Consider the following 18,546-nt stretch of genomic DNA (forward strand, 5'->3'; position numbering starts at 1 on the left):
CCCCCTTGCGCCGTTACCCCGCGCGCGGCGCGTACATGACCACCGCGACCCCGGCCAGGCACAGCAAAGCGCCGATGACGTCGTAGCGGTCCGGGCGGTAGCCGTCCGCGACCACGCCCCAGGCCAGCGACCCCGCCACGAACACCCCGCCGTACGCGGCGAGGATGCGGCCGAAGTGGGCGTCCGGCTGGAGGGTCGCCACGAAGCCGTACACGCCCAGCGCCACGATCCCGCCGCCGATCCACAGCAGACCCCGGTGTTCGCGGATGCCTTGCCAGATCAGCCAGGCGCCGCCGATTTCGCACACCGCCGCGGCCAGAAACAGGAGGATCGACCGCAGGACCACCCGGGGATACTAACCCCGTGCCGTTCACGCTGAGTCATCCCGCCGCTGTGCTCCCCTTGGCGCGACGTCCGCTGGTGCCCTCGGCGCTCGTCGCCGGGTCCGTCGCGCCCGACCTCTTCTGGTTCGTGCCGCGGCTCCACAGCGTGGGCCTGACGGACACCCACGAATTCACCGCGGTCCTGTGGCTCGACCCGCTCATCGCGCTCGTCCTGCTGGCCGTGTTCCACGTCCTGCTGAAGCGGCCGCTGCTGGCATTGGCGCCCGGACCACTCGCCGGTCGGCTTCCCCGCCACTTCGACTGGCGGAAGCCGCACTGGATCGCCCTCTCGCTGGTGCTCGGCGCCGCCACGCACGTCGGCTGGGACGCCTTCACCCACGAGAGCGGCGGGCCGGCGTTCCTGCGGACCCCGCTCGTCACCGGCGTCGACGTCGGCCGGCTGATCCAGCTGGTCAGCACCATCGCCGGTGCCGCGATCCTCGCCTGGTGGCTGTGGCGCTGGTACCGCACCGCGCCGGTCGCGCCGGCACCGCCGGGCACCCGCCACCGCAGGGCCGTCGCCGCGTTCCTGGCGGCCGGCACGCTCACCGGCGGGCTCGTCGAAGCGCTGCCGTTCCTGGCCCACCACGACCCGATGACCCGCGCCGGTGTGGTCGGCAACGCGACCTACCTGCTCGTCACCGGTGCCTGCAGCGGGTTCTTCGCCACGCTCGGGCTGTACGCACTGGCCTGGCACGCGCAGTATAGGGCGTTATACGTCGAGCGGACCACCTCGGAAGGTGACCCGCTCGACGCGAACGAACTCAGACGGTGAAGCCGAGGGCGCGCAGCTGCTCGCGGCCGTCCTCGGTGATCTTTTCCGGGCCCCACGGCGGCATCCAGACCCAGTTGATCCGGAAGTCCTTGACCAGCCCGCCGGAGGTCAGCGCCGCCGACGTCTGGTCTTCGATGACGTCGGTCAGCGGGCAGGCCGCGGACGTCAGCGTCATGTCGATGGTCGCGGTGTTGTCCGGCTCGACGCGGATGTCGTAGACCAGGCCGAGGTCGACAACGTTGATGCCGAGTTCCGGGTCGACGACGTCGCGCATGGCCTCTTCGACGTCTTCGAGCTTGGCGAGGTCGAGGTCCTGCGTCGCGGTGGTTTCCGCGTCCAGGTCGGCGGCGGTCCGGCCCTCGCGAGCTTCGGTGGCGGTGTCTTCGGTCATGCCTGTCCATCTCCACTGGTCGTCCGGGCGACGGCGTCCTTGAAAGCCATCCAGCCGAGGAGGGCGCACTTCACGCGGGCCGGGTACTTGGCGACGCCCGCGAAGGCGATCCCGTCCTCCAGCACGTCCTCGTCCGGCTCGATCTTTCCCTTGCCCTGCATCAGTTCCACGAAGGCGTCCATGGTGGTGAACGCCTCCTCAAGCGTGTGGCCGACGACGAGATCCGTCAAGACCGACGTCGAGGCCTGGCTGATCGAGCAGCCCTGGCCGTCGTAGGAGACGTCGGCGACCTTCCCGTCGTCGATCTTCACCCGCAGGGTCACCTCGTCGCCGCAGGTCGGGTTGACCTGGAACGACTCGGCGTCGAACGGGTCGCGCAGGCCGCGCCCGTGCGGGTGTTTGTAGTGGTCCAGGATGATCTCCTGGTACATGCTCTCCAAGTTCACTGGGCCACCCCGAAGAACTTCTGCGCCTCGCGGACCCCGGCCACCAGGGCGTCCACTTCGGACAGGTCGTTGTAGAGGTAGAACGACGCGCGCACGGTCGCCTGGGCGTTGCAGGCCCGGTGCAGCGGCCACGCGCAGTGGTGGCCGACGCGGACCGCGATGCCGAGGCTGTCGAGCACCTGACCGGCGTCGTGCGGGTGCACGCCGTCGATCACGAACGACACCGTCGCGCCGCGGTCCTTCAGATCGGTCGGCCCGATGATCCGGACACCCGGGATGGCGCCGACGCCCTCGAGGGCCGCCGCGGCGAGCTCGTGCTCGTGGGCCGCGATCCGGTCCATGCCGATGGCGGAGAGGTAGTCGACGGCCGCGCCGAGGCCGATGGCCTGCGACGTCATCGGGACGCCGGCCTCGAACCGCTGCGGCGGCGGCGCGAAGGTGGAGCCCTCCATGCGGACCATCTCGATCATCGACCCGCCGGTGAGGAACGGCGGCATCGCTTCGAGCAGCTCGGTGCGCCCGTAGAGGACGCCGATGCCGGACGGGCCGAGCATCTTGTGCCCGGAGAACACCGCGAAGTCGACACCCAGCGCGTGGAAGTCGACGGCGAAGTGGGGCACCGACTGACAGGCGTCCAGCACGGTGAGCGCGCCGACGGCCTTGGCCTTCTCGACCAGCAGCGAAACGGGGTTGACCGTGCCGAGCACGTTCGACTGGTGCGCGAACGCGACCACCTTGGTGCGCTCGGTGATCAGTTCGTCCACATCGGACAGGTCGAGCCTGCCGTCCGCGGTCACCTTGAACCACTTCAGCGTGGCCCCGGTGCGCTGGCACAGCTGCTGCCACGGCACGAGGTTCGCGTGGTGCTCCATCTCGGTGATGACGATCTCGTCACCCGGGCCGACCACGAAACGCGAAGCTTCGGGGCCGGCCGTGGCGGCGTTGCTCATCGAGTACGCGACGAGGTTGATGCCCTCGGTCGCGTTCTTGGTGAACACCAGCTCTTCGGGGTCGGCGCCGACGAACTCCGCGATCTTCGCGCGCGCGGACTCGTAGGCGTCGGTCGCTTCTTCGGAGAGCTGGTGGGCACCGCGGTGGACGGCGGCGTTCGACGTGAACACGTACTCGCGTTCGGCCTCGAACACCGCGGTCGGGCGTTGCGAGGTCGCCCCGGAGTCCAGGTACACCAAGGGTTTCCCGTCGCGGACGGTGCGCGACAGGATGGGGAAGTCGGCCCTGAGGGCCGCCACGTCGAGTGGCACAGAGCTGGCCGAGGTGGTGGTCATCGGGCCGACTCCTCTCTTCTCGGTGTAGTGGTACGTATCAGAGGGCCGCGGGCTCGGGCTTGCCCACGTACTTGACGTAGCCGTTCTCCTCGAGCTCGTCAGCCAGCTCGCGACCGCCCGACTCGACGATCTTGCCGCCGGCGAAGACGTGCACGAAGTCCGGCGTGATGTGCCGCAGGATCCGGGTGTAGTGCGTGATCAGCATGACGCCGACCTCGCTCGAAGCCTTGTACTGGTTCACGCCTTCGGAGACGACGCGCAGCGCGTCGACGTCGAGACCGGAGTCGGTCTCGTCGAGGATGGCGAACTTCGGCTTGAGCAGCGCCAGCTGCAGGATCTCGTGGCGCTTCTTCTCGCCGCCGGAGAAGCCCTCGTTGACCGAGCGCTCGGCGAACTCCTGCGAGATCTCGAGCTTGCCCATCTCCTCCTTGACCTCCTTGACCCAGTGGCGCAGCTTGGGAGCCTCGCCACGGACCGCGGTGGCCGCGGTGCGGAGGAAGTTGGACATGGACACGCCGGGCACCTCGACCGGGTACTGCATGGCCAGGAAGAGGCCGGCGCGGGCGCGCTCGTCGACGCTCATCTCGAGCACGTTCTCGCCGTCGAGCAGCACCTCGCCGGAGGTCACCTGGTACTTGGGGTGACCGGCGATCGCGTAGGACAGGGTGGACTTGCCGGAGCCGTTGGGGCCCATGATCGCGTGGGTCTCGCCCGACTTGATCGTCAGGTTCACGCCCTTGAGGATCTCCTTGGCGCCTTCGTCGGTTTCGACCGAGGCGTGCAGGTCCTTGATTTCCAGGGTAGCCATTCTTCGTTTCCTAAAGTCTGCGGTGGACGGCGTCAGGCGCCAACGGCTTCGAGCTCGGCCTCGATCGCGGCTTCGAGGCGCTCGCGCACCTCGGGGACGTCGATCTTCACCAGGATCTCGTGGAAGAACCCGCGCACGACCAGCCGGCGGGCGGCTTCTTCGGCGATCCCGCGCGACTGCAGGTAGAACAACTGCTCGTCGTCGAACCTTCCCGTCGCGCTCGCGTGGCCGGCGCCTTCGATCTCACCGGTCTCGATCTCGAGGTTCGGCACGGAGTCCGCGCGGGCACCCGGCGTGAGCACCAGGTTGCGGTTGAACTCGTAGGTGTCGGTGGCCTCGGCCGCGGCGCGGATCAGCACGTCGCCGATCCAGACGGTGTGCGCGCCCTCGCCCTGCAGCGCGCCCTTGTAGCCCACGCGGGACTTGCAGTTCGGCACCGCGTGGTCGACGAAGAGGCGGTGCTCCTGGTGCTGGCCGCCGTCGGCGAAGTAGACGCCGAGCATGTCGACGTCGCCGCCCTTGTCGGTGAAGGTCGCCGTCGGCGAGACGCGGACCAGGTCACCGCCCAGGGTGATCACGGTGTGCCGCAGCGCGGCGTCGCGGCCCAGCTTCAGGTGCTGCTCGGAGACGTGCACCGCGTCGTCGGCCCAGTCCTGGACGCTGACCACGGTGACCTTGGCGCCGTCGCCGATGACGAACTCGACGTTGTCGGCGTAGGTGCCGGAGCCGACGTGGTCGAGCACGATGACGGCCTCGGCGAACGGCTCGGCGCGGACCTGCAGGTGCCCGTAGGCGACCTGGCCCTCGCCCGGGCCGTGGATACGCAGCACCGACGGCTTGGACGCCTTCGTCTCCTTGGGCACCGTCACGATGGTGGCCTTGGTGAACGAGGAGTACGCCTGGGCGGCGATCCGGTCGCTCGGGACGCCGGCCTGGCCCAGCCGCGGGTCGTCGCGGCCGACGGTCACGATGCCCAGCTCGGGCGCGGCGTCGGCTTCGAGGGTGATCTCGCCGGTGGCGACCGCGCTGCCGTCGTGCAGGCCGCGCAGCCGCTTCATCGGCGTGAAGCGCCAGTTCTCCTCACGGCCGCCCGGGACCTCGAAGGCCTCGACGTCGTAGGAGGTGAAGCGCTCCGCGCGGGAGGCCGCCGGAATGACGGCCCCCTCGCGCAGCGCGCCGGAAACGTTGTTCTCGGTTACCGACATGACTAGCCGACGGACCCTTCCATCTGGAGCTCGATCAGGCGGTTCAGCTCGAGCGCGTACTCCATCGGCAGCTCGCGCGCGATGGGCTCGACGAACCCGCGCACGATCATCGCCATGGCCTCGGCCTCGTCGAGACCGCGCGACATCAGGTAGAACAGCTGCTCTTCGCTGACCTTCGACACGGTGGCCTCGTGGCCCATAGACACCTCGTCGTTGCGGATGTCCACGTACGGGTACGTGTCCGAGCGCGAGATCGTGTCCACCAGCAGCGCGTCGCAGACCACGCTGGAGCGCGAGTGGTGCGCGCGCTTCGCGACGCGGACCAGGCCGCGGTACGAGGTGCGGCCACCGCCGCGCGCCACCGACTTCGACACGATCGTCGAGGAGGTGTACGGCGCGAGGTGCTCCATCTTGGCGCCCGCGTCCTGGTGCTGGCCCTCGCCCGCGAACGCGACCGAGAGGACCTCACCCTTGGCGTGCTCGCCCATGAGGAAGACCGACGGGTACTTCATCGTCACCTTGGAACCGATGTTGCCGTCGATCCATTCCATGGTCGCGCCCGCTTCGCACTTGGCGCGCTTGGTGACCAGGTTGTAGACGTTGTTCGACCAGTTCTGGATGGTCGTGTAGCGGCAGCGGGCGCCCTTCTTGACGATGATCTCCACGACCGCCGAGTGCAGCGAGTCGGACTGGTAGATCGGCGCCGTGCAGCCCTCGACGTAGTGCACGTAGGCGTCTTCGTCGACGATGATCAGGGTGCGCTCGAACTGGCCCATGTTCTCGGTGTTGATCCGGAAGTAGGCCTGCAGCGGGATGTCCACCTTGACGCCCTTGGGCACGTAGATGAACGAGCCGCCGGACCACACCGCCGTGTTCAGCGCGGAGAACTTGTTGTCCCCGGCCGGGATGACCGAGCCGAAGTACTCCTCGAACAGCTCCGGGTGCGTCTTGAGCGCGGTGTCCGTGTCCAGGAAGAGCACGCCCTGCTTCTCGAGGTCCTCGCGGATCGAGTGGTAGACGACCTCGGACTCGTACTGGGCCGCGACACCGGCGACGAGGCGCTGCTTCTCCGCCTCGGGGATGCCCAGCCGGTCGTAGGTGTTCTTGATGTCCTCGGGAAGGTCTTCCCAGCTCGCAGCCTGCTTCTCGCTGGAGCGGACGAAGTACTTGATGTTGTCGAAGTCGATCCCGGAGAGGTCGGCCCCCCAGTTGGGCATGGGCTTCTTCTCGAAGAGCTTGAGCGCCTTCAGTCGCGCTTCGCGCATCCACTCCGGTTCGGACTTCTTCCCGGAGATGTCGGTGACGACATCTTCGTTCAGCCCGCGGCGGGCGGTCGAGCCCGCCTCGTCGGAGTCGGCCCAGCCGAACGCGTACTTGCCAAGGGACTCGATGGTCTCTTCCTGGCTCAGTGGCGCGGTGGTGGGAGTGCGCTGCTCGGCAGCGGCAGTCATGCGGGTTTCCCTCCATTCGGGATCCGTGCTTCCTCCGGGGACCGCAGCTGGGCCGCCCTCGGAGGCTCTGTGCTTACCGGCTCGGGATGGGCCGGCTGACCCGCCGTGACGGGTACGTGGGTGGTGCACGCGGAGTCACCGCGTGCGATGGTCGCCAGCCGCTGGACGTGGGTGCCCAGCAGCTTGGCGAACGCCTCCGTCTCGGCCTCGCACAGCTGCGGGAACTCCGCGGCCACGTGGGCGACCGGACAGTGGTGCTGGCAGAGCTGGGCCCCGGTGTTCTGCCCCGGCGCCTGCTTTTCGAGGGCACCAGCGCCGATCTGGCGGGTCGACGCAGCGTAGCCTTCCCTGCTCAGCGCGGTCGCGAGGGCCTCCGCGCGGGCCGCCGGATCACCCGGTCCGGTGATCGCGGAGCGGTGCGGGCCGACCAGCTTCTCGATGCGCTGCTCGGCGAACGCGCGGACGGCGTCTTCACCGGCGTGCTCGGCCAGGAAGCGGATGGCGGAGACGGCCAGGTCGTCGTAGGCGTGCCCGAAGCGGGCGCGGCCGGGCTCGGTCAGCAGGAAGAGCTTCGCCGGGCGACCCCGGCCCCGGGGTCCTCGCCGCGGCGCGTCCCGCGTCTCGGCTTCGCCATCCGCGAGAAGCGCGTCCAGGTGCCGGCGGACGGCGGTGGGGCTGATCCCGAGCTGCTCGGCGACCACGACGGCGGTCATGGGACCCTGTTCCAGCAGCAGCCGGGCGACCTCCTGGCGGGTCTTGCCCTCGGCGCTGACCTGCGACGGAACGTGCGGGTGCGCGGCACGCGGCAGATCGCCGCCCGCCTGGTCGCCCGTCGCCGTCTTTTTCACAACACAAGTGTGTCTTATTTCCCCGCGGTCGGCAAAGGTGGGGTGTCCGGCAGTGACCCGACTCACTCGGGGGCGGACCGATACCCTGCACGCGTGGCAGTGGGCGAACAGGAGCAGCAAGTGGCACGGCTCGAAGCCGGAAGTGCCCACCCGGTGACGCTCTCCCCGGTCCACCCCCGGGAACCGCTCCCCCTGGAAGCCGGTGAGCAGCGGGGGCTGAACGTCGTCCGCCGCTTCGGCACGGTCGGGTCGCTCTTCCTCGCGCTCGGCTCCCTCGGCGCCGGCGCCGCCCCGGTGATCAACCCGGTGCAGGAGATCCCGGTGCTGCGGCTGTTCACCCGGATCCCGACGGTTTCGCTGGCCATCGCCATCTCCGGGATGGGCATCCTGGTGCTGAGCTGGCTGATGCTCGGCCGGTTCGCCCAGCCCAGCCGCACGCGCCTGGCGTCACAGGGCCAGCTCGCGCGCACCATCGCGCTGTGGGTGCTGCCGCTGCTGGTCATCCCGCCGCTGTTCTCCCGCGACGTCTACAGCTACCTGGCGCAGAGCGAGATCGTGCACCGCGGGATGGACCCCTACACCCTCGGCCCGGCGCAGGCCCTCGGCGTCGCGGACAAGTTCACCGCGGGCGTGTCGAACATGTGGCGGGAGACGCCGGCGCCGTACGGGCCGGTCGTGCTGCGTCTCGGCGGCTGGCTCGCCCCGCTGGCCGGCAACAGCATCGCGGTCGGCGTGCTGCTGCAGCGCGTGCTCGCGCTGGCCGGCGTGGTCCTCATCGTCTGGGCGCTGCCGCGGCTGGCCCGGCGGTTCGGCGTCCAGCCCGCGACCGCGCTGTGGCTCGGCGCCCTGAACCCGCTGCTGATCTTCCACTTCGTGGCCGGTGCCCACAACGACGCGCTCGCCGTCGGCCTGATGCTCGCCGGGCTGGAGGTGGGCATCCGGCGGCTGCCGATCCGGGTGAAGGGCGACACCCCGCCCCCGCTCGCGCGCGGGGAGTTGCTGTACATCGGGCTCGGCGTCGCGATCATCACCCTCGGCGTCGCGGTGAAGCTGCCCGCGGTGTTCGCGCTGCCGTTCTTCGCCGTGATGGTGGCCCGGCGCCGGCACGGCCGGCTCAAGGACCTGTTCGTGGCCGGCGTGCCGATGGCGCTGTGGTTCGGCGTGGTCCTGGTGGCCGTCTGCTTCGGCACCGGGCTCGGCTTCGGCTGGTTCGGGGCGACGTTCAACACCCCCGGCCTGGTCCGCTCCTGGATCTCCCCGACCGCCGAGCTGGCCAACCTCTCCGGCGTCCTCGGCATCGCGCTCGGGCTCGGCAACCACACGAACGCGCTGGTGCCCATCCTCGGCGCGCTCGGCTACCTCGTCGCCGTCGGGATCACCTTCAAGTTCCTGTGGGACAGCTTCAAGTGGCGCTACCGGCCGATCATCGGGCTCGGCGTCTCGATGGGCGCGGTGATGATCCTGCAGATCAACCTCCAGCCCTGGTACGTGCTCTGGGCGGTGATCCCGCTCGCCGCCGCGGCCGGGACGTCGCGGTTCCGGGTGGCGGCGGCGGTGCTGTCGGCCGCCCTGCCGTTCCTCCTCCCGCCCACCGGCAGCACCTTCGACGGCCGCCCGTACGTGCTGCCGTTCGCCTACGTCGCGGCGATCGTCGTCTGCGGCGCGGGAATGCTGATCGTGCGGCGGCTCGCTCCCGTGTTGCTCGCCAAGCCGTCCCCGCGGGTGCCCGAGCCGGTCGACGCCGTATCGTGACCCGATGTGAGCGTCCCTGCCGTCGAGATCACCGGGCTGGTCAAAAGCTACGGCTCCACCCGCGCGGTCGACGGCCTCGACCTGCGGATGGAGCGCGGCAGCCTGCTCGCCCTGCTCGGCCCGAACGGGGCCGGCAAGACCACCACCGTCGAGATCTGCGAAGGCTTCCTCAAGCCTGACGCGGGCACGGTGCGGGTGCTCGGCCTCGACCCGGTCCGCGAGTCTTCGGCGCTGCGTCCCCGCGTCGGCATCATGCCCCAGGGCGGCGGCGCCTACCCCGGCGTCCGCGCCGGCGAGATGCTGCGCCTGGTGGCGTCCTGCGCCGCCAGCCCGCTGGACCCGGCGTGGCTGCTGGACGTCCTCGGGCTGGCCGCGGTGCGGCGGACGCCGTTTAAGCGCCTCTCCGGCGGCCAGCAGCAGCGGCTTTCGCTGGCGTGCGCCCTGGTCGGGCGCCCGGAGCTGGTGTTCCTCGACGAACCGACGGCGGGCATGGACCCGCAGGCCCGGCACCTGGTGTGGGACCTGCTGGGCGCGCTGCGCGCCGACGGCGTCTCGGTGCTGCTGACCACGCACCTGATGGAGGAGGCCGAGGCGCTGGCCGACACGGTCGTGATCGTGGACCACGGCAAGGTCGTCGTGTCCGGCGCACCGCAGTCGCTGACGACGGACGAGACGGGCAACGCGGGGCTGCGCTTCAAGGCCCGCACGCGGCTCGACACGGCCCTCCTGACCGCGGCACTGCCGGAGGGCTACGCGGTGCGCGAGTCGGCGCCGGGGACGTACACGGTGGTGGGCTCGGTCGACCCGCAGGTGGTGTCGACGGTGACGGCGTGGTGCGCGCAGCAGGGCGTGCTGCCGGAAGAACTGCAGGTCGGCAAGCGGACCCTGGAAGAGGTCTTCCTGGAGCTGACCGGACGGGAGCTGCGGGCATGAGCGTTTTCGAGCCCGGCGTCTTCACACCGGCACCCGGCCGGGGGTCCCTGGGCCGGATGCTGCGGACGCACGCCCGCGTCGAGGTGAGCCTGACGTTGCGCCACGGCGAGCAGGTGCTGCTGACGCTGCTGATCCCGCTGGCTCTGCTGATCGGGCTGTCCCTGCTGGACATCCTGCCGGCGTCCTCGCTCGGCTCGACGTCCAAAGTGGACTGGATCACCCCCCGGATCCTGGCGCTGGCGGTGATGTCGTCGGCGTTCACCGGCCAGGCGATCGCCCTCGGCTTCGACCGGCGCTACGGCGTGCTGAAACGCCTCTCGGCAACGGCGTTGCCACGCTGGCTGCTGGTGGCGGGCCGACTGGCGGCGGCGCTGGTGGTCGTGGCCCTGCAGTCGGTGATCATCGGCGTGGTGGCGGCGTTCCTGGGCTGGTCGCCGTCGCTGTCCGGGCTGTTGTCGGCGGTGCTGCTGCTGGTGCTCGGGACGCTGGCGTTCGGGGCGCTCGGCGTGCTCCTGGGTGGCGCGTTGCGCGCGGAAGCCGTGCTGGCGCTGGCGAACATCGTGTGGTTCGCGCTCCTGCTCGCGGGCGGGATCCTGCTGGCGCCGGCTTCCCTGCCTCCGGGGCTGGCGCGCGTGGTGGAGCTGCTGCCGTCGGGCGCGCTGGCCGAGGGGATGCGCGCGGCGCTGGTGGACGGGTCGTTCGCGCCCGGGCCGCTCGCGGTGCTCGCGGTCTGGGCGGTGGTCGCGGGCGCGGTGGCTTCCCGGACGACGAAGCTCACCTGAAATCCCGGGTAGAAGTGACCTCACGAACCACGCCCCACCTCTGAGAAGGTCGGCCGGACCACAGCCGGACCCGAGGGGGCAGTTCACATGGTCTCGAAAACCCGCGTCTTCCTGATCATGCTGCTCCTGCTCGCGGTGGCGATCGGGGTGCTCGTCCTGCTGATCAAGGTGGACGCGGGAACGTTCTGGCTCCGGACGGTTCCTTTGGCCGTGGTGGGGTTCGGCGCCGTCTTCGCGCAGTCGATGGGCTTCTTCCAGAAGAAGCAGAAGAAAACCGAGTGACCTTGGTCCCTTGCGCCCGCCTCGCCGGCAGCACTTCGGCAAATCGCAGGTGGACCTGATCAATCCCACCGCCAGACTATGGCGATTCTGGCTCCCGGCGGCAGATTCCGCGCCGGCAACTCGGCGTAATTCGACGACGATACGGTCAACGCCCAGGGCGACCCGACGGGCGGCTCCTCGTACATCTCCGACTCGGAACCGCCCACGTACCCCCAGCACCTACGAGGAACACTGTCGGCGGAGAATTGTACGCGAATCAGCACTTCCCGGGCACCCTGACCACTGATGGTCGTTTCGGAGAAACTGGTGTATTGCGCGGGGTGTTCATATCGGGACCGGGTGGCGATGAATCCGTACTCCCCTTCGTCCAGCGGAGTCGCCAGCAGCACGTCGATCAACAGCACATCGCCTTCCTCGGACGCGGTGACGAGCTTGACCTTGCCGAGGGTGCAGTTGAGGTAGGGCTGCACGTGGACCTTGCCGCTACCGAGGTGCGTCTCCCCTCTCCGCGCCGCAGCCCTGACGACATAGCGATCGACCCCGTCGCCCGTCGCCCTGATCCATCGTTCGGTGGTACGGGTTTCTCGCGTCCCCTTCCCGCTCACGAACGAAGTGACCACCAGGCGATCCAGGTAGATCGGGTCCCAGAGGCCGTTGTGAGCTTCACCGCGCGGAAGTGGCGTCTTCTGCGTCGCCATCCACAAGGCCCGCAACTCGTCCACGTCGCCGGCCAAGAAGCGACCGACCTTCTCGACGAGGTTCCACGTTGGCACCCGTGCCCCCCGGAGCATCTCGTTGACCGTGGTGTGACTGATGCCACCGATCCCACCGGCGATCTTTCGGGTGCTCGGCTTCCCCGCCTGAAGATGCAACTTCCGCAAGGCTGCGGCAAGGGATTCTTCGGGAGTCATAGCCGACACCTCCGCGGAGACATCGCAAATTGTAACGGCTTGTAAGATCATCGTAAACAACTGTAAGAATGATTCTTTTACATTGATCTTTCCTGGCCGCCATGCTTGGTTCGCATACTTCGCCGCGAACAAGGAACCGGCCGATGACCAAGAAGAATCGATCTTCGACCCGAGCCAGTCAGCCGCACACGTTGGTCACCGCCGGCGGAGTGGCGGTCGTCTCACTCGGCGTGACGGCATGTCTGCTGGCGTGGCTGAGCGGGGAATCGCTCCCACTCGCGATCTTGACGTCCGGAGCCGTGATCGCGGCTTCGATGAACGCTCTCGTCGCCGTGGCCACTTTCCTCGCCGGCCACCCTCGTGACGACGAAGTCCGGGGTGAGCACGGCGCGCGGAAGAACCCGACACCGGAGTCCGGCAAAACCGAGTGACCTTGGTCCCTTGCGCCCGCCTCGCCGTTCTGGGCGCCCGGACCTGCCGAAAGCGCGTTTTCCGCGCGCTCTACCATCGATGCCGTGCCGTTCACCAGCCTCGTCGCCCGCCTGCCGTACCCCTCCGCCGCCGTGCAGCGGGCCGTCGGGATCGCCGCGGTCCTCGCGCAGGCGCTGATCGGCGTCACCGGATCCATCGTGCGTGTCACCGGGTCCGGGCTCGGCTGCCCGACCTGGCCCGAGTGCGTCGCCGGCAGCCTCGTGCCGAAGCACGACTCCGGGATCGACGCGCTCAACCAGTGGATCGAGTTCGGCAACCGGCTGCTCACCGGCGTCGTCATCCTGGTCGCCGCCGTCGCGGTCGTCACGGCGTGGCGCGTGCAGATCGACCACCCGGGCCGCAAGCGCCTGGTCAAGCTGGCTTGGACGATGCCCGGCGGCGTCGTGCTGCAGGCCGTGGTCGGCGGGCTCACCGTGCTCGCGAAGCTGGAGTGGTGGACCGTCGCGATCCACTTCCTCGCGACGACCCCGCTCGTCTGGCTGGCCGTCCTGCTGCTGCGCGCGTTCCGCGAAGGCGACGAACCCGCCCGCCCGCTGGTCCCGGCGGCCGGCCGCACGATCCTGGTCCTGCTCGCCGCCGTGATGTGGCTCGTGCTGGCGGCGGGCACCACGGTGACCGGCGCCGGGCCGCACAGCGGCGACCTCAACACCCACCGCCTCGACGCCCCGGTGGAGGCGCTCGCCCAGGTCCACGGCGGACTGCTGGTGCTCTACCTGCTGCTGCTCGCGGTGTTCGGCCTCCAGCTGCTGCGTGTCGGCGCCCCGAAGAGCCTCTGGCGGCGCTACACGGTGGTGTGGGTGGTCGCCGTCGCGCAGGGGGGTCTCGGCTCGCTGCAGTACGCGCTGGGCGTGCCGGAGGCGATGGTGTCGTTCCACGTCCTGGGCGCGATGGCGGTCATCGTCGCGACGGCGTCCCTGTGGACCGGCAGCCGCGACCGCGGCCCGGTGACATCGCTGGCAGCGGCGCCCCGGGAGCTCACCGCCGCCTGACGTCAACGCGGGCTTAACTCCGCGTCGGCGTGCGCGTCCCGGCCGTGTATTACTGTTCGCGCCATGACGTCGCGCACCGCGCCCAAGCCGCTGATCTCCCACCGCCGCGGCACCGGCGAGATGATCGTGCTCAAGACCTTCCTGCTGGTGCCGTTCGCGGCACTGCTCATCGCGGTCCCGCTGGTGTGGGGCTGGGGCATGAGCTGGATCGACCTCATCCTCGCGGCGGCGTTCTACACGTTCGCGACGCTCGGCGTGACGGTCGGCTTCCACCGGTACTTCACCCACGGCGCGTTCAAGGCATCGCGTCCCCTGCGGGTGCTCCTGGCCATCGCGGGCAGCATGGCGGTGCAGGGCTCGGTGATCTTCTGGGTGGCCAGTCACCGCCGCCACCACGCGTTCGCCGACCGCGAGGGCGACCCGCACTCGCCGTGGCTGTTCGGCACCTCCCCGTCGGCCCTGCTGCGCGGCTTCTGGCACGCGCACATGGGCTGGATGTTCGGCCGCGAGGTGACCAACGCCGACCGCTTCGCCCCGGACCTGGTGGCGGACTCGGACCTGCGCTGGGTGAACCGCTACTTCTGGCTGTGGATCACGTTGAGCCTGGCCCTGCCGGCAATCCTCGGCGGCCTGATCTCCTGGTCCTGGTGGGGCGTCGTGACGGCGTTCTTCTGGGCGGGCCTGGTGCGCATCGCGTTCCTGCACCACGTGACGTGGTCGGTGAACTCGGTCTGTCACCTGATCGGCGAGAGGCCGTTCGCTTCGCGTGACAAGGCGGCGAACTTCTGGCCGCTGGCGATCCTGTCGATGGGCGAGTCTTGGCACAACTCGCACCACGCGGACCCGACTTGTGCGCGGCACGGGGTGCTGCGGGGGCAGGTGGATGTTTCGGCGCGGGTGATCTGGGCGTTCGAGCGGTTCGGGTGGGCGACCGATGTGCGGTGGCCGCGGGCCGAAAGGTTGGCCGCCAAGCGGGTCACGACTCCGTAGGGATCCGGCCGACCGGGCAAGTCACTCGTGCGGCCACTTGAAGACGATCCCGTAGCCCTCACGCGGTTGGCACGGTTTTTCGAAAGTGTGCTCCACGAAGCCGTCGGCGACCTCGAGGAGATGGCGATCGCCGTCCGGTGGTCGTCTCAACCGTTCGGGTTCGGTCTGCTCCGCATACCACCAGCAGGCATCGGGCAGGCACTGCGGATCGAAGTTCACTTGCACCGTCAGTCCGGCGATGGGGCGGCCGTGGTCGTCGAAGGCTCCTGGCGCGATGCCGTGGTGATCCACCACCACACCGATCCGTCTCTTCCAGTCCTTGGGGTCGTCGTCCCAGGTCTCGGAAACGAAGTGATGCCGGTCTCCTCGGCGAAGCACCTTCGGGAATCGAAGTCGCGCCGGGGCCGGTGACTTGGCACGCGGCGTCGAGAGACGGCAAGCCCAGAGCGCCTTCACCGGCAATTCGGACAGGTCGGCCGTCCGGCCGGCCGACGCCAGGACCTCGAACCCGTCGACTCCGTCTTCACGAGCGACGATGTCGCGTTCCGTCATGCGTCGAGAGACCAGGCGGCGACGCATGACCACTCTGATGAGCATGCGTTCCACGAACACCGGTTGCGCGCCGGGCGACGGTGCTCGGAATGGCGATTCGGCACCGCTTCGCCGATCCGAGGAGAGACGGCCAGATGCCTGCTCCGCCGCTTTCCGGCCGATCTCGGCGTAGTCCTGCCACTCCCGGCCGTCTTGCCCCAACAACTCCAGCTTCTCCGCCAAGCAGTCCGCCAGTTTGCCGACTGCCCGCCGCCACGCCTTGTGCATGGGCGTCGTCGTGGTCGGCGGCGGATCACCGAACACCCCCGGGAGTCCGGTCAACTGGCGGAAGCGGTCGTCGAGCGTGGCCTTCCATCCGGTGTCCGGGGCCTGCGGCAGCCGGAACGCTGCCATCAAGGTGTTGCGGCGGCGTGAATCCTCAGCCGATCCCAGCTTGCTGATTTCGTGGGCGATCAGCCCCCACACCGCGAACGCCCGCGGCTCCGGGGTCGCCTCCGGCATGGTCGCGGTCGGTTCGACAAGGCAGCCCAGCACCAGTGCCGACTCGCTCGCCGGGTCTTCGAGCGCGTACCGGAGGAACCGCAGCGGCTCACCTTCCTTGCGGATCGCCAGCCACCGCAACGCGGTTTCGATCACCGACGACGCTTGGGCCGGTCTCGCGACTTCGCGGTCGATCTCGACGGTCACAACGTCTCCTCCACCTCATCGTGGCGTACGACAACCCGCGACAAGAGCAGACGACGGCGCAACCGGCAACGGCACCCGCCCGGCAACGAAAGACTCCCGACGGACACAAAAGATCATGCCCGGCAACGGCTTCCGTCGGCCATCATCTACCCAGGCGTACTAGTACACCACAAAAGGGGTAGCACAGTGGCCAAGAAAATCACAGACCCGGACCGAGGCAGCTCCCGGCGAGAGCTGCCCGAGTTGGTCAAATCCGGCTTGGCCGGGATCGGCGGGCTCTACCTCGTCACCGGCTCACTGGCCGTGACGGTGATCGGCGCGGTCGTCGCGCTCGTCCTGGTGGCCGTGCAGGTGGCCCGCTGACTACGCCAGCTGCTGCCGCACCGCCGAGGCGAACCGCATGGCCGCGGCCGGGTCCGTCTGGCGGAAGCCCAGTGATGGCTCCGTCAGCTCCAGTTCCAGCAGCAACGGCTTCCCGTCCGCCCCGCGCACCAAGTCCACCCGCGCGTACAACAACTCCGCGCGCAGGATCCCCAGCAGCGCCGAAGCCGCATCGAGGACGTCCTCCGCCAGGGCCACCGCGTCGGACGGCGGCTCGGCCTTGCCCAGCTGCTCGGTCAGGTACAGGCCCGAAGAGTCCATTGTGGAACCGAGCATCGCACCCTTCGAGAACGCGTGGGAATAGACGCCGCCGAAGTAGACCAGGGCCAGCTCGCCCTCGGTGTCCACACTGGACTGGTAGGGCTGGAGCAGCGCCGTGTGCCCCTCGGCGTGCAACGCGGCCACGTGCGAAGAAGCATCAGCACCCGCCGCGAACCGGGCCGCGCCGCGGGAACCCGCCCCCACGGAAGGCTTGACCACGAACTCCGACGCGGGAAACCGGGCCGGGGAGCCGGGTGGGACCAGCGAAGTCGGCACCACCGGCACGCCCGCGCCGAGCAGCTCCACCAGGTATGACTTGTCCGTGTTCCACCGGACCACCTCGGCCGGGTTGAACAGCGACGGGACCGACTCGCACCAGTCCAGGAACGCCGGCCGTCTCGCATCGTAATCCCAGGTCGCGCGCAGGATCACCGCGTCCGCCGAGGAAAAGTCGAAGCCCGAGTCCCAGGGCGCCCACGAAACCGAGAAGCCCAGCGAGGTCAACGCGGGCACGAGGGCGTCGTCGTCGCCGTCACCCGAAGGGAGTTCCGCGCAGCTGACCAGGATCGCCGTGGGGCTCACTTGCCCGCCATCTTGCGGCGGTGCTGCGGGCCGATCTTCGCCTGGTTGACCGTCTCCGCGTCCCACGTCGCCGGCGCGAGGTCCTCGACGGCCTCGATCAGGGCCTCGCCGGTCGCCACCGACGGCACGACGACGTCGCCGAGCGCGCCGTCCGCGCCGACCAGGACCACGCGGGCGCCCGCCCGGCCGATGTTCTCCACCACCGCGCGGGACGGCTTGCCGTGCGCCTTCACGAACTTGCGGGCCGCGCCCAGCTGCGCGCTGGTCGGCGAAACGACGGTCTCTTCGGAATCAGCCACGTCCCGAACGATAACGAACAACCCGCCGGAACGCGGAACAGCGTGGCCTCGGCCATAGTTGCACCGGGAGAACCCGACCCGAGGAGGACCCATGCCCACCGCAGTGCAGGTGACGAAGACCGGCGGCCCGGAAGTGCTCGAAACGGCCGAAGTGGACGTCCGCGCCCCGCAGGCCGGCGAACTCCTGGTCGACGTCGCCGCGGCCGGGGTCAACTACATCGACACCTACCAGCGCCAGGGCATCTACCCGATGGAGCTGCCGGTCGTGCTCGGTCTCGAGGGCGCCGGCACGGTCGTGGAGGCGGGCGCCGACACCGGCTTCGCGCCCGGCGACCGCGTCGCCTGGCAGGGGTCGATCGGCAGCTACGCGGCCCGCAAGCTCGTCCCGGCGTCGGTCGCGGTGCGGGTCCCCGAAGGCGTCTCGCTGGAGACCGCGGCCGCGACCATGCTGCAGGGTATGACCGCGCACTACCTGGTCGCCTCCACCTTCGAGGTCAAGCCGGGCCACGACGTGCTCGTCCACGCGGCCGCCGGCGGTGTCGGCCTGCTCCTGGTGCAGCTGGCCAAGGCGCGCGGCGCCCGCGTCATCGGCACGGTGTCGACCGAAGAGAAGGCGAAGCTCGCCCGCGAAGCCGGCGCCGACGAGGTCATCCGCTACGACCGCGACGACTTCGCCAAGCTCACCCGGGAGCTGACCGGTGGCGAGGGCGTCGACGTCGTCTACGACGGCGTCGGCAAGGACACCGTCGACGGGAGCCTGGCCAGCCTGAAGGTCCGCGGCCTGCTCGCGCTGTTCGGCGCCTCCAGCGGCCCGGTGCCGCCCCTGGACCCGCAGCGCCTCAACTCCGGCGGCTCGCTGTACCTGACCCGCCCGACGTCCGTGCACTACACGCGCACGCGCGAGGAGATCGACTGGCGGTCGAAGGAGCTGTTCGACGCCATCCTCGCGGGGCAGCTGAACGTCCGCATCGGCGGCAAGTACGCCCTGGCCGACGCCCGCCAGGCCCACGAGGACCTGCAGGCCCGCCGCACCACCGGCAAGCTCCTGCTCATCCCCTGA

Annotated in this window: 22 protein-coding genes; 10 read left to right on the forward strand and 12 right to left on the reverse strand. The window is 69.6% G+C overall.

The window, feature by feature from the left end:
* Positions 1–13 precede the first annotated feature (13 nt).
* A complete protein-coding gene (locus AB0F52_RS41940) occupies positions 14–346 on the reverse strand; it encodes a YnfA family protein (protein WP_360183327.1) in 333 nt (110 codons plus the stop codon).
* Positions 347–363: 17 nt separating this feature from the next.
* On the opposite strand from AB0F52_RS41940, the gene AB0F52_RS41945 reads away from it, so the two are divergent.
* Entirely contained in the window at positions 364–1,158 is a 795-nt protein-coding gene (locus AB0F52_RS41945) for a DUF4184 family protein (RefSeq protein ID WP_360183329.1), read from the forward strand.
* Here the strand turns inward: AB0F52_RS41945 and AB0F52_RS41950 are convergent.
* The 7 genes from AB0F52_RS41950 to AB0F52_RS41980 are packed head-to-tail and all read right to left on the reverse strand — an operon-like array spanning position 1,148 to position 7,593.
* A complete protein-coding gene (locus tag AB0F52_RS41950) occupies positions 1,148–1,549 on the reverse strand; it encodes a metal-sulfur cluster assembly factor (protein WP_360183331.1) in 402 nt (133 codons plus the stop codon). The genes AB0F52_RS41945 and AB0F52_RS41950 overlap by 11 nt on opposite strands.
* Positions 1,546–1,995, reverse strand: coding sequence for a Fe-S cluster assembly sulfur transfer protein SufU (sufU, locus tag AB0F52_RS41955; protein ID WP_360183333.1), 450 nt, complete (start codon positions 1,993–1,995; stop codon positions 1,546–1,548). Before sufU ends, AB0F52_RS41950 begins: the two co-directional genes overlap by 4 nt.
* Positions 1,992–3,281, reverse strand: coding sequence for a cysteine desulfurase (locus AB0F52_RS41960; protein ID WP_360183335.1), 1,290 nt, complete (start codon positions 3,279–3,281; stop codon positions 1,992–1,994). The genes sufU and AB0F52_RS41960 overlap by 4 nt, the downstream gene beginning before the upstream one ends.
* A 37-nt stretch (positions 3,282–3,318) precedes the next feature.
* Positions 3,319–4,089, reverse strand: coding sequence for a Fe-S cluster assembly ATPase SufC (sufC, locus tag AB0F52_RS41965; protein ID WP_360183337.1), 771 nt, complete (start codon positions 4,087–4,089; stop codon positions 3,319–3,321).
* 32 nt (positions 4,090–4,121) lie between these two features.
* Entirely contained in the window at positions 4,122–5,294 is a 1,173-nt protein-coding gene (gene sufD / locus AB0F52_RS41970; protein WP_360183339.1) for a Fe-S cluster assembly protein SufD, read from the reverse strand.
* A gap of 2 nt (positions 5,295–5,296) precedes the next feature.
* The gene (sufB, locus tag AB0F52_RS41975; protein ID WP_360183341.1) at positions 5,297–6,745 is read right to left on the reverse strand and encodes a Fe-S cluster assembly protein SufB; all 1,449 of its coding nucleotides are present in this window, start codon (positions 6,743–6,745) and stop codon (positions 5,297–5,299) included.
* Positions 6,742–7,593 (reverse strand): metalloregulator ArsR/SmtB family transcription factor, encoded by an 852-nt coding sequence (locus AB0F52_RS41980; RefSeq protein WP_360183343.1) that lies wholly within the window; start codon positions 7,591–7,593, stop codon positions 6,742–6,744. The genes sufB and AB0F52_RS41980 overlap by 4 nt, the downstream gene beginning before the upstream one ends.
* 120 nt (positions 7,594–7,713) lie before the next feature.
* Here AB0F52_RS41980 and mptB point away from each other — a divergent pair, with 120 nt between their 5' ends.
* From mptB to AB0F52_RS42000, 4 genes are all read left to right on the forward strand, one after another.
* Positions 7,714–9,345: a polyprenol phosphomannose-dependent alpha 1,6 mannosyltransferase MptB gene (mptB, locus tag AB0F52_RS41985; protein ID WP_360183531.1), complete on the forward strand. Its 1,632-nt coding sequence runs from the start codon at positions 7,714–7,716 to the stop codon at positions 9,343–9,345.
* A 6-nt stretch (positions 9,346–9,351) separates the two neighbouring features.
* Positions 9,352–10,278: an ABC transporter ATP-binding protein gene (locus AB0F52_RS41990; protein WP_360183345.1), complete on the forward strand. Its 927-nt coding sequence runs from the start codon at positions 9,352–9,354 to the stop codon at positions 10,276–10,278.
* On the forward strand, positions 10,275–11,060 hold the full coding sequence (locus tag AB0F52_RS41995) for an ABC transporter permease (RefSeq protein ID WP_360183347.1): 786 nt from the start codon (positions 10,275–10,277) through the stop codon (positions 11,058–11,060). The genes AB0F52_RS41990 and AB0F52_RS41995 overlap by 4 nt, the downstream gene beginning before the upstream one ends.
* An 87-nt stretch (positions 11,061–11,147) precedes the next feature.
* Positions 11,148–11,342, forward strand: coding sequence for a hypothetical protein (locus AB0F52_RS42000; protein ID WP_360183349.1), 195 nt, complete (start codon positions 11,148–11,150; stop codon positions 11,340–11,342).
* Between the two features lie 59 nt (positions 11,343–11,401).
* Here the strand turns inward: AB0F52_RS42000 and AB0F52_RS42005 are convergent, their stop codons facing one another.
* Positions 11,402–12,253, reverse strand: coding sequence for a hypothetical protein (locus tag AB0F52_RS42005; protein WP_360183351.1), 852 nt, complete (start codon positions 12,251–12,253; stop codon positions 11,402–11,404).
* A gap of 143 nt (positions 12,254–12,396) precedes the next feature.
* On the opposite strand from AB0F52_RS42005, the gene AB0F52_RS42010 reads away from it, so the two are divergent.
* The 3 genes from AB0F52_RS42010 to AB0F52_RS42020 all read left to right on the forward strand — a co-directional run bounded on the left by AB0F52_RS42010 (position 12,397) and on the right by AB0F52_RS42020 (position 14,724).
* Complete coding sequence (locus AB0F52_RS42010) at positions 12,397–12,684, forward strand: hypothetical protein (protein WP_360183353.1); 288 nt, start codon at positions 12,397–12,399, stop codon at positions 12,682–12,684.
* Between the two features lie 84 nt (positions 12,685–12,768).
* Entirely contained in the window at positions 12,769–13,734 is a 966-nt protein-coding gene (locus AB0F52_RS42015) for a COX15/CtaA family protein (RefSeq protein ID WP_360183355.1), read from the forward strand.
* Between the two features lie 63 nt (positions 13,735–13,797).
* Complete coding sequence (locus AB0F52_RS42020) at positions 13,798–14,724, forward strand: acyl-CoA desaturase (RefSeq protein ID WP_360183357.1); 927 nt, start codon at positions 13,798–13,800, stop codon at positions 14,722–14,724.
* A 21-nt stretch (positions 14,725–14,745) separates the two neighbouring features.
* On the opposite strand, the gene AB0F52_RS42025 is transcribed toward AB0F52_RS42020, so the two are convergent.
* Positions 14,746–15,963: a hypothetical protein gene (locus tag AB0F52_RS42025; RefSeq protein WP_360183359.1), complete on the reverse strand. Its 1,218-nt coding sequence runs from the start codon at positions 15,961–15,963 to the stop codon at positions 14,746–14,748.
* Between the two features lie 186 nt (positions 15,964–16,149).
* On the opposite strand from AB0F52_RS42025, the gene AB0F52_RS42030 reads away from it, so the two are divergent.
* Positions 16,150–16,326, forward strand: coding sequence for a hypothetical protein (locus AB0F52_RS42030; RefSeq protein ID WP_360183361.1), 177 nt, complete (start codon positions 16,150–16,152; stop codon positions 16,324–16,326).
* Here the strand turns inward: AB0F52_RS42030 and AB0F52_RS42035 are convergent, their stop codons facing one another.
* Positions 16,327–17,187: a hypothetical protein gene (locus AB0F52_RS42035; protein WP_360183363.1), complete on the reverse strand. Its 861-nt coding sequence runs from the start codon at positions 17,185–17,187 to the stop codon at positions 16,327–16,329.
* Positions 17,184–17,486, reverse strand: coding sequence for a hypothetical protein (locus AB0F52_RS42040; RefSeq protein WP_360183365.1), 303 nt, complete (start codon positions 17,484–17,486; stop codon positions 17,184–17,186). Before AB0F52_RS42040 ends, AB0F52_RS42035 begins: the two co-directional genes overlap by 4 nt.
* 91 nt (positions 17,487–17,577) lie before the next feature.
* Between AB0F52_RS42040 and AB0F52_RS42045 the strand changes: the two genes are divergently transcribed.
* Positions 17,578–18,546: a quinone oxidoreductase gene (locus tag AB0F52_RS42045; RefSeq protein ID WP_360183367.1), complete on the forward strand. Its 969-nt coding sequence runs from the start codon at positions 17,578–17,580 to the stop codon at positions 18,544–18,546.

Source organism: Amycolatopsis sp. NPDC024027 (genome assembly GCF_040638975.1).
Classification (GTDB): domain Bacteria; phylum Actinomycetota; class Actinomycetes; order Mycobacteriales; family Pseudonocardiaceae; genus Amycolatopsis.